The organism is Halalkalibacter sp. APA_J-10(15), assembly GCF_023017105.1.
In the GTDB taxonomy this organism is placed as follows: domain Bacteria; phylum Bacillota; class Bacilli; order Bacillales; family Bacillaceae_D; genus Halalkalibacter.
Map to the genome: position 1 here is coordinate 1 of NZ_JALKEV010000021.1, position 11,709 is coordinate 11,709.

Sequence of the window (11,709 nt, forward strand, 5' to 3'; positions counted from 1 at the left end):
GTGGCGATAGCGAAGAGGTCACACCCGTTCCCATGCCGAACACGGTCGTTAAGCTCTTCTGCGCCGATGGTAGTTGGGGGCTTCCCCCTGTGAGAGTAGGACGTTGCCGGGCGAACAAGTACAATCCAGTAGGATTGTGCTTTTTTATGTGTACAAATGGTTAAGCACGAGGCGCAGAAGAGCTCTGGGATATTAAGCTCTCAAGCTGAATAAAACTTAAAATTGTACATTTTCGAACCTAAAATAACTCGAAGAACTCTGCCTGCTATTCTGTTTTTTAATGGAGGGAGCTTTAAAAAGTTCTGATTTGTGTTACGGTGATTGTTGAAGGGGGCGTAACTTTATCATTATTGTTCGCCCCAACTGACGTGTTTGATAAGCGTAGTCATTAATTGTATTTAATTGGCTGAATGCTCAACTATCTGTTTTGTAGGTACGTTAAGACGATTCCATAGGTTGGCTGTAGCTAACCCAACAATAAGAGTAGCTAACGCCTGTTCATCATAGTATTTTGTAGCTTCGTTATAGACTTCATCAGGCACAGGGTCTGTTTGATCGCTAAGTTGGGTAACTGCTTCGCTAAGAGCTAGAGCAGCTCGTTCAGCATCGTTAAAGTGTCGTGTTTCACGCCATGCTGCAACAGTGAGGAGGCGGTTTGTTGTTTCGCCTGCTGCAAGCGCATTACGTGAATGGAGGTCAACGCATACGCTGTCCCTATTGATTTGACTTACCCGAAGGTAGGAAAGGAAGAGAGTCTTACTCGGAATACCGGTCTTCTCTGCGGATGAAAACAAGGCTTTACCTAAGGATTGTAAGACTTGATTTACATCGGGTATGATCGTTACGGGATTATTCATTCTTGATTGCATATAAAAAACTCCTTTGTTTTTTATTGGAGCTACAACCTGCCCCTTTACTACAATGACGTATCAAATATCAGGAATGTGACAAATCTTCAAAAGCTCGTAAATAAAAATTAAATATTTTGTCACATCAGTAAAGTTTAATCCGTCATAATTTATAAAGGCTAAATTTATTAAAGGAATTGATACAATGAGCGAACATGAATGGATAGCGGAGCAATTCGAAGTACATAGGAACCATATGAAGGAGGTTGCTTACCGAATGCTTGGGTCATTGAATGACGCGGAGGATGCGGTACAGGAAACATGGTTTCGACTCAGTCGTTCTAATATGAACAGTATTGATAACTTGAGAGGATGGCTGACCACAGTTGTTTCACGGGTATGTCTCGATATGCTACGATCTCGAAAATCAAGAAAAGAGGAATCAATTGAAACGCAATTGCCTGATATGATCACTAACCATCAGGCTAGAATTGATCCTGAATTTGAAACCGTGCTAGCTGAATCTGTCGGTCAAGCACTATTAGTCGTGCTTGACTCTCTGAATCCGTCAGAAAGAATTGCGTTTGTTCTACATGATATATTTGGTATCCCTTTCATTGATATTGCTTCTATTGTAGGGAAATCTGAGACAGCAACTAGGAAACTGGCGAGCCGCGCACGTCGAAGGGTTAAAGGGGTGAAAGAAACGACTGTTGAACAAGATAGGCAAGGTGAACTTATCAATGCTTTTCTTACGGCGGCCTATTCAGGTGATTTTGAAACGTTGATAGCGGCACTTGATCCGGATGTTGTGCTCTATGATGATCGAAAAGGAGCAATCAAAGTAACCCGTGGTGCAAAGGCATTGGCAAAGCAAGTGTTAGGACGTGCACAGTCTGCTCAAATAGCCATTGTAAATGGGTCAGTTGGTGTCATTGTAGCACCTAGAGGAATGCTGCTTTATGTACTTACATTTATCATTTCAAATGGAAAGATTACTAAAATTGACTTGGTCTCCTCTCCTGCACGTATCGAACAACTTGATCTGAAAGTGTTTAGGAGCTAGAGGATGTAATCGGAAAACAATAGAGGGATGAAAAGCTTGCTCTTAAAGGGCAAGCTTTTTAATAACCAATAATAATAAATGAGGCTTATATCTTCGCTTCTCATTTTAAGTTTATTGTTAGTTTGCTCGCTCATCTATTTTGTATTTGCTTATAAGTTAGGAAGAATAGACAGAGCTACTGATTGAAAATCCAAATAAACAAACGTAGTGAGCATAAGCAAAAAAGTGCTATTGCCGGAAAAAAACGTTCATTATATGATTGAAAGAGATATATTAAAAAAGGAGAGGTGACAAAGAAAAAGAAGACCCTGGTCGAAATCGAAACCTCTGACATTAACAGGATTGTTAATGAAACAGGCTTTTACAATACAACTTTTCTAGTGTACTATAGTAGAAAAGAAAGGGCTTACAAAAAGCAGATTTCGTATAAAATCGGGGGAATTGAGTTGATCAAAAATCTCAAACATTCTCAGAGAAATAAGTTTGGATGGAAGAGTCAATATTTCAGAAAGAATTTCATACTCATTCTCTTCATTACATTTATTCCGGGACTGATGATTGGATTAGGGATTTATTGGTTTGGAGTGAATGAAGTAGAAGATTCATTAAAAGAAATGCATGAAAATCAAATATTTGAAAGGGCGCAAAATATAGGTGATCAATTTGACTATTTGGAAAAGTCCCTTTCTCATTGGGCATACGATCCACGGTTTAATTCTTCATTACTAAATTTAAATTATGTGGTTGAATTTCAGGAGACACGTGATATTGTTCAAACCTTACATGTCCTGCAAGGATCACATCCACTCATTGATCATGTAGAGTTATTTGTGGACTCGGCTGTTCCTGTGCTATTTAGTCCCCATTATAATGTGTTAGAGGCCGATGAATACGAGTTCTATCAGTCGATATTAGAACAGCATAAAAATATGAGTTGGAACCGTCTTTATAGCATACCAGAGGAATCAAATATTGAGGATCCACAACCACTTGTGCTGATTCATAGCATCCCTGGAAATAGTAACGCTCCTTTTGGTTCGATTATTGTAACGTTAGACCGTCAGAAAGTGGCTGATCTTATTAAAACGTTAACACCTTACAATGAAGGGGCTACTTTCCTATTAAATGATGCGGATCGAGTGCTAGTATCTGAGAATAGTACAGAGGAGGCTTCATTCGTAAGTAGTTTGAGGGATAGTGTGTTAGAGAAGGCAGAGTTAGATCAGGAGGGTTCTTTTGTATTTAGTGATCAAGATGAGACATACTCTGTTTCGTATGGAACGATGAGAAGGATGGATTCGGAATGGACCTATGTTTCAGCAGCGCCGATGTCTTCTATAACTTCTCCAATTGTAATTGTTTCGACGATGATTATCTCAGTTAGCTTAATCGGATTATTATTTGCTCTTATCCTATCATGGGTTGCATCTAAAACGATTTATAGTCCTATTGCTAAGCTAGTTAAAGTGTTAGATAAAGATTCCAAATGGACTGATCATAATCATAAAGATGAATTTAAAGTAATCGAAAATCAATTTAAAGAAATGTCGATGGAAAGTCAATCATTAGAAAACCGTTTAACGACTCAATTGCCACAATTAAAAAATAGCTTTCTATTACAATTAATTCAAGGCTACTTGTATCATTACAAAGAAGAAGAACTAAAAGAACGAATGCAAAATTACGGTTGGGAGTTAGATGCTCATCAATTTGTTGTCATGGATATTCAAGTGTTAGGGTTAAATGAGTCAAAAACGACGATTATGAAGCAAGATGAGAGCCTAGTTGCTTTTGCTTTAACGAATATTACTGAGGAAGTGTCTCTAGATTATTTTGAGCAATGTAATGTTATCAATTTCTATGATTTGTCTGCAGTTCTTCTTATCGTATATCCCATTCATAGTGAGGTAAGAAAGAGCTTACATGAATTCTCGAATCAAGTTATGGATGTTCTTAACCGCGTTTTAAAAAGACAAATTACGATTACGATTAGTCAGCCAACAGAAAGCATTAAGCGCATTCCTTATTTGTTTGAAGATGTTCGGAAAGGAAAACGCTACAGAAATTTTGAAAAAGAAAATCAAGTTATTGATCTTGAAACATTTGAAACAGCCAATGATATAAGTCAACTGCACTATCCTTTTGAAATCGAGAAGGAAATTCTACAAGCGATTCGGATGGGACAGATTAATGAATCAGAGCAGCTTATTCGAGAGTTTATTCAAGAGCTGAAGGGTAAGGGTGTTAAAGAGATTAATATCCAACCTTGCATTACGCAGTTGTTTGGAAGTGTCCAGCATGAGATTTTGCACTCTAGTATTCACCCGTATGATCTTTTCCAAGGGAAAAATATGTATGAAGAAATTTCGCATATTGGAGATCCTGAACAAATGATTAATTGGTTAACAGTTGAAGTCATTACTCCATTTGTTAAAGCGTTAGAAGGCAAAGTAAACATTGAGATGAAGCAGCTTGTCGAAAAGGTGTGCACGTATATTAAAGAGCAATATATGGAGGATATTTCTTTAGAAAGCTGTGCAGAGGAAGTTCATACAAACCCGTATACTTTAAGTAAAGCGTTTAAAAAAATAATGGGTGTTAATTTCATTGATTATGTAACAAAATTAAGGATCGAGAAAGCGAAGGAATTACTTTTAAATACGAATATGAAAATGAATGATATAGCAGAACAAGTAGGATATCGACATAGTTATTTTAATCGTATTTTTAAAAAGCATATAGGCATCCCACCTAGTCAATATCGAAAGCAGAGGGTAAATGACTCTATCCAAGATGGCACCGAACGAAAATAAAGGAGGGGAATGCAAATGAACCAAGGGTCGATGAGTGGATTTATTACGTATTTTTACCGGTTTGGTGATTATTTTATGGTTCTTTTATATGTCAATTTGTTGTGGATTTGCTTTACTCTTCTTGGTGGTATTATTTTTGGATGGGCACCGAGTACAACAGCTATGTTTGCAGTGCTACGAAAAAGAATTATGGAGAAAAATGAACCGATTTTTTCGGAATTTTGGAAGGTGTATCGTCAAGAATTTTTAAGAACAAATGGTTTAGGGTTTATCGCTCTAGTAGTAGCTTATATTCTGGCTGTAAATATTCAATATTTTGCAGTAGAGACAGCTTGGTTGTTCGTTGCTGTACGTTATATGATAATCGCGATTATGATTATTACGGCCATTATGCTACTGTATGTATTTCCCTTACTCGTCCATTATGAAACGACGTTATATAATCATATAAAAAATTCATTGTTTTTAACAATTTACCAGCCGATTCGAACAGTTGTGACCGTTGGATTATGTTTATTAGTTGTCCAAATACTTGCGATCTTCCCAGTCTTTATTCCATTCTTTGGGGTAAGCTTGTTTGCCTTCGTTGTCATGTGGACGACCTACTATACGTTCCGTCATGTGGAAAGAAGGCAAAAGGAAATACAGGCAGAATTAGAGAATCAAGAAGCGTAAGTGAACTTGCATGATTTAGTTGGGGGAAATGCCCAATTGGATCATGCTTATTTAAATGAATGATGCTATCAAAAATGTACGATAACCTTTGTTAATCAACGATAAAATGTTGCTGTAATAGCAGTGCAAAAATGTAGTAAAAAACAAAAATATGATAAGAAAGGGCTTACAAAGCTGATTTAGTGCGGGTTTTACTACTTTTAAAAAAGTAACCAAGAAATGAATATTGCCGGAAAAATGTAAGCGTTTTATATTTGGTGTGAACCAAGAGCTGTTGGATGTGTAGCTAGTAACCAATAAGAGGGGGACACTAGTCGATAAATCATTTTTGCTCATCATTATGGTTCAAAAAATCTAATGTAATCATAAGGAGGAACAAATGAAAAAATCACTACGTTTATTAGTACCGTTTTTCGCTTTCATACTATTAGTAGCACTTATTGGATGTAGTAATGATGCAAGTCAAGATGCAAGTGATGATTCGGGTGATTCAACTGAAGATACTGCCGAAGGTACAGAGGATATTTCTGAAGAAAGAATGGAAGTAACCATTATGTCGACGGCTTTTGCTCCAGATCCTGTAGATAGTGATAGTCCTGCTTTACAAGCCATTGAAGATTATACAAATATGGATATTAATCTCCAATTGGTCGCGAATGCCAATTACGATGACCGTTTTAATGTAACGTTGGCATCAGGTGATCTTCCTCATATTATGATGGCTTCAAAATCAGCAAGCTTTATTAATGCAGCTAGAGACGGCGCATTTTGGGATATAACGGATTATTTAGACGACTATGATAATCTAAGTCAAGCAAATGATATTGTTCTAAATAATATTTCAGTAGATGGGCGAATTTATGGTGTGTATCGTGCAAGACCATTAGGAAGAAATGCAGTAACGATTAATAAAGAATGGTTAGATAATTTAGGATTAGATATTCCTCAAACGATTGATGAGTTCTATGAAGTGTTGAGAGCGTTTACGTATGATGATCCGAACCAATCGGGTGAAGATGATACGTATGGAATGGTCGTATCTGAATGGCATGGTCCTTGGGATGTGATGCAATTATGGTTTGACGTTCCAAATGTGTGGGGCTTTGATGAAAATGGTGAATTGCAACCAGACTTTATGTTTGATGAATATATGGATGCGTTAAATTTCTTTAAAAAGGTCTATGATGAAGGATTAGTAAACGAAGACTTTGCAGTAATGGATTCAGGACAATGGTTTGATCCGCTTGTTAATGGTACAGCAGGTGTCGTAGTGGACGTTGCTGACCAAGCAAACCGCTTACAAAATCAAATAACGGAAAATTATACAGACGATGAAATCATATTAGATGTATTTGGTGCGGTTGAAGGCCCTAATGGATTCCGAAGTAAGCCGACACCTGGATATCATGGAATGTTAGCGATTTCAACAACGTCTGTCCAAACAGAAGATGAGTTACGTCGTGTTTTGCAGTTCTTAAATGACTTAAATGATGAAGAACCACAAAATTTATCCTACAACGGTATCGAAGGTGTTCATCATGAGGTTGTCGATGGAGAATTAGTAATTACGTCTCAGCAAGATGGTGGAGAATTATTTGATAAAGAGGTTCGTGATTTGAATCAATTCCAAATGGGTATTCCTGAAGACAGATTCCTAGTTGGTCCTCAAACAGCACTACAAGAGAAGGCTGATCAAGTGATGGAAGAAAACTTAGACATTGTCGTTCCAAACCCTGCTGAACCATTAGTTTCACCGACTTATACAGAAAGAGGAACACAATTAGATAATATTATTGAGGATGCTCGAATTATGTATATCGTTGGTCAAATCGACGAGGCTGGCTTACAAGAGGAAATTGAATTATGGTTACGTTCTGGCGGTACTGAGTATATTGAAGAAATTAATGAAGCTTACCAAATTGCGCAAGATGCACAATAAGTAGATTAAAAAAGAGCAGGAGGTAACACCTCCTGCTTTTCTTAAAAGATAAAGGTTTATAACATTTTTAATCATTTAATCAAGATAGGTAAGCTTTAAGTGGGTGCGCGGGAGTCGTCGGCTACGCTCGCTCTACGTTCAGAAATGCTCAAACTCTTGTAACGGCTCAGCACGACGGAATTAAGAAAATATCGCTGTGCGGTTTTTCTTATAGAAAGGAGAAGGAAAATGCCGAAAGTAAATGTAAATCCATCGACACAAATGGAACCTATGCAAGTGAATAAAATAACAAAATGGCAAATGCTTAAAAGAGATAAATGGATTTATTTTCTATTACTACCTGGTCTTATTTGGTTTATTGTTTTTAAGTATGTTCCGATGTGGGGAACGTTGATTGCTTTTCAAAATTATTCGCCCTTTTTAGGCTTTTGGGGGAGTGAATGGGTAGGATTTACTCATTTTGAACGGTTATTTCAAAATCCTGATTTTTACCGGATTTTACGAAATACTTTAATCTTAGCTTTGTATGAAACGATTTTTGTTTTTCCTGCACCGATTATTTTAGCGCTTTTGTTAAATGAAATTCGTTTTAATCCATATAAACGAACGATTCAAACGTTAGTCTATTTACCAAATTTCTTGTCTTGGGTTATCGTAGCCAGCTTAACATACGTATTCTTTACAACAAGTGGTGGAATTGTCAATGTTATTGTTGAGAATATCACCGGGAACACGATTTTCTTTTTAGGGGATCCAGAATGGTTCCGTACGATGATCGTTGGACAACAAATTTGGAAAAATGCCGGTTTTGGAACGATTATTTTCTTAGCCGCATTAGCCAATGTGAGTAAAGAGCAATATGAGGCAGCGATTGTTGATGGTGCTGGTCGATTTAGACGAATGTGGCACGTCACATTACCAGCGATCAGACACGTCATTGTCATTTTGCTCATCCTGAATATGGGGAATTTCCTTGATCAAGGGTTCCAACAAATTTATTTAATGACGAACTCATTAAATCGCTCCGTAGCCGATGTGTTTGATGTGTACATTTATTTCTCAGGTATCACGCAAGGAGCGTTTAGTCATAGTACAGCTGTTGGTTTATTTAAAGGCGTTGTTGGGATTGTTTTAATTTTGACGACGAGATATATTGCCAAGAAGTTAAAGCAGGAGACATTATTTTAAATTGTCTAGCTTAGAAATGGAGGGATAGTGGTTATGAAATCACATAACACACCACTAGGAAGAGTTTTTGATGTGTTTAACCATATCATTCTAGCCTTAATTGCACTTGCGATGATTGTTCCGTTTATGTATGTTATTGCAGGCTCGTTTGCGACTGAAGCAGAGCTAGCAAGGAGACCGTTCTTTATTTTTCCAGAAACCTTTACAATGAGCGCTTATCAATATATCTTCTCAACAGCGACATTTGTGCGAAGTATTGGTGTATCCATCTTTGTAACAGTAGCTGGAACGGTAGTTAGTTTAGCATTAACGTTAACGATGGGGTATGCACTATCGAAAGCACGGATTATTGGACATCAATTTTTTATTTACCTTGTCATTTTCACGATTATTTTCCAAGGTGGAATGATTCCAACGTATATTTTAGTACGTGATCTAGGTTTATTAAATTCTTTATGGGCGCTTATTATGCCAATTGCGATGAATCCGATGTGGCTCATTATCGTCATTTCCTTCTTCCGTACACTCCCACGTGAGCTGGAGGAATCAGCGCGGATTGATGGTTGTACCGATATCGGAGTTTTTTGGAAGATTGCCCTGCCATTATCAAAGCCAATTATTGCGACATTTACATTATTTTATGCGGTGCAATATTGGGGCGACTATTTCAATGCCCTTCTATATATTTCCGATTCAACGAAATATCCGGTCATGCTGTTATTGCAAAACATTATGACGATGGCTGATATGCGTTTTGGTGAAGTGGATGCGCTTATTGATACACCAGATGAATCGTTGAAGCTTGCTGTTATTGTTGTCGCAACGATTCCAATTATGTTTGTTTACCCATTTTTACAAAAGCACTTTGCTAAAGGGATGTTGTTAGGATCGGTGAAAGGATAAAGAAAGCCGTCTTAACAATTAAATTCGTACTTTTACTGGAGAACGTTGAATCCCGTCCTTATCTCTATTTCCAATGATAGTTGTAGGAGTGATATTTATGGAGAGCTATATTCATTTAAATGAAAGTATTTATGCGAAAGTCAATCAGCGCGTAGAGGAAGCATTGGCGATCATTACGAATCGGTATATCGGGCAAAATCCAGCGCATCCAATGGTTTATCGAGCGTTTAGTAACGATGGATTGATGCGATTAAAGGATTATCGATATGAATTTAATTTTGGTGAACGATTCCCTTATTGTCAAAATGGACAGTTTATCTATGCGTGGGGAAAGCTCTGGCAGGATGAAGAGGCTGAGTTCATGTTTGCGCTCAATTGCTATGGCCCGGTGCATATCTATTTGAATGGTGAATTCGTGTATCGCTCGACGATTGTGGAAGAGTTAGATCCAAAGAAAAGAGTCGGCTTTCGTTTCACATTGAAAAAAGGCTGGAATCATTTTGTGCTGCGCTTTGAGAAAACGACGTCCGGAATCGGTGGAATATTTGGAACCGGTTCATTCAAACGACATCCGATGCATGTTCTTTCTCCAACACATGAAAGAGAGGGGCAGGAGGGGTGGATATTCACAGAGCCGCTCGCTCAACCGTTAGAATGCTTGCCTGAAGAGGGAACGGCATCTGATGTAGAATGGCTTCCTGCAATGGATTGGGGGCAGGATCAAAGAAGGCAATTGACGAGATTGTTTGGAAGTGAGGTCGGTCAAGTCGCTGCTGCATGGACGAAGCTAGTGGTGCCTTATACGAGTCAACAACAGGTTACGTTAAAAGGGTATGCCTATGGTGCGATGACACTATTGATTAATGATCAAACCGTTTTCGAAACAAAGGAAGATCAAGAAATCGTTGTTACTTTACCGTTGTCTTATGGGGAACACGATGTAACGGTAATATGTACGTGTGTAAGTGAACAATGGGGCTTTGAGCTTGAGCCTGTTCAAGAGAGTGTTACCTTTACACTTCCGTACCCTGTAAAAGGGGCAAGAGAAAGCTGGCTCTATCTAGGAAGCTTCGCGACGAAGGAGCACGTGGATTTAAAAGAAGCGAAACGATTGGATACAGTCGTTGCAAGTACGAATGGTCCAACGTTTTGGCGCTTAGATCAACCGAATACGTGGGTGAGACCATATTTAGAAAACCGTCTATTTGGAAAATGGGATTATCCGTTAGGGGTGACGCTATACGGCCTCATCCAAACAGGGAAAGAGTTAGAACGAAAGGATATTATCAATTATACGCTGCAGCATATTGAAACGAGCACGTCATTGTATCAATATTCCTTGTGGGATAAGGAGCAATACGGTGCAGCCGGCGTGAATAATCAGCTGTCGGCGATCGACAGTCTTGATGATTGTGGTTCTTTCGGTTCAACGATGCTTTTGGCAACCGAAATTAGAGACATTCGGGATGCGAATAGGATTGCCGATGATATTGCTCATTATATAACGAATGTCCAAGATCGACTATCTGATGGGACGCTTTATCGGCGCTTTGGTAGTGTTTCGTTCATGAAGGATACGATTTGGTGTGACGATCTTTATATGAGTACGCCATTCTTATGTCGCTATTATAAAAAAACTGGTGAGCTCTCCTACTTAGAAGATGCTGCCAATCAGTTTCTCCATTATAAACAATTAATGTATATGCCGGAAGAGAAGATCATGTCGCACGTGTATGATTTCAAGTTTGATACGGCAACGAATGTACCGTGGGGACGCGGAAATGGTTGGGTATTATTCTCACTTTCAGAATTGCTAGAAGTGTTACCAGAAGATCACTCAAAGCGCCCTGCATTAATCAGCTTCTTTCGTGAGCTATGTGAAGGCTTCCTTGCCTTACAAGGGGAACATGGCTTATGGCATCAAGTATTGACTGATTCAACTTCATACGAAGAAACATCTTGTACATCGATGTTCATATATGGGTTTGCACGGGGTGTGCGTCATGGCTGGTTAGTCGATCCCAAACCGTATATAGAGGCATCCATTCAAGGCTGGGAAGGGATGACTAGAAGAGCGATTGATCAATATGGCAATGTGTATGGTGTCTGTCAAGGCTCTGGCTATGCGTTTACGATCAGCTATTATCGTGATGATTTAACGTGGATTTTAAATGATACGCACGGAATTGGGATTGTTCTGTTAGCTGGAATTGAGCTATTAAAGTTAAAAAAGTCATTACATGAACGTAATGAAGTATTGGTTGAACGATAAAGTGG

The 11,709-nt window shown here is 38.4% G+C and carries 8 protein-coding genes and 1 rRNA gene; 8 read left to right on the forward strand and 1 reads right to left on the reverse strand.

The genetic code is table 11. The annotated features are described in order from the left end of the window. Positions 1-112, forward strand: a 5S ribosomal RNA gene (gene rrf / locus MW695_RS19820); the annotation flags it as partial. A gap of 286 nt (positions 113-398) precedes the next feature. Here rrf and MW695_RS19825 read toward each other — a convergent pair. Beyond that, positions 399-857, reverse strand: coding sequence for a carboxymuconolactone decarboxylase family protein (locus tag MW695_RS19825; RefSeq protein WP_247107229.1), 459 nt, complete (start codon positions 855-857; stop codon positions 399-401). Between the two features lie 196 nt (positions 858-1,053). Here MW695_RS19825 and MW695_RS19830 point away from each other — a divergent pair, with 196 nt between their 5' ends. From MW695_RS19830 to MW695_RS19860, 7 genes are all read left to right on the forward strand, one after another. Beyond that, entirely contained in the window at positions 1,054-1,914 is an 861-nt protein-coding gene (locus MW695_RS19830) for a sigma-70 family RNA polymerase sigma factor (RefSeq protein WP_247107230.1), read from the forward strand. A 446-nt stretch (positions 1,915-2,360) separates the two neighbouring features. Next, complete coding sequence (locus MW695_RS19835; RefSeq protein WP_247107231.1) at positions 2,361-4,727, forward strand: AraC family transcriptional regulator; 2,367 nt, start codon at positions 2,361-2,363, stop codon at positions 4,725-4,727. 15 nt (positions 4,728-4,742) lie between these two features. Next, the gene (locus MW695_RS19840) at positions 4,743-5,402 is read left to right on the forward strand and encodes a YesL family protein (protein ID WP_247107232.1); all 660 of its coding nucleotides are present in this window, start codon (positions 4,743-4,745) and stop codon (positions 5,400-5,402) included. Between the two features lie 379 nt (positions 5,403-5,781). Then, positions 5,782-7,341, forward strand: coding sequence for an extracellular solute-binding protein (locus MW695_RS19845; RefSeq protein WP_247107233.1), 1,560 nt, complete (start codon positions 5,782-5,784; stop codon positions 7,339-7,341). A 270-nt stretch (positions 7,342-7,611) separates the two neighbouring features. Then, complete coding sequence (locus tag MW695_RS19850) at positions 7,612-8,529, forward strand: ABC transporter permease (RefSeq protein WP_373648026.1); 918 nt, start codon at positions 7,612-7,614, stop codon at positions 8,527-8,529. Positions 8,530-8,562: 33 nt separating this feature from the next. Further along, entirely contained in the window at positions 8,563-9,432 is an 870-nt protein-coding gene (locus tag MW695_RS19855; protein ID WP_247107234.1) for a carbohydrate ABC transporter permease, read from the forward strand. A 97-nt stretch (positions 9,433-9,529) separates the two neighbouring features. After that, entirely contained in the window at positions 9,530-11,704 is a 2,175-nt protein-coding gene (locus MW695_RS19860) for a glycoside hydrolase family 88/105 protein (protein WP_247107235.1), read from the forward strand. Positions 11,705-11,709: the final 5 nt, after the last annotated feature.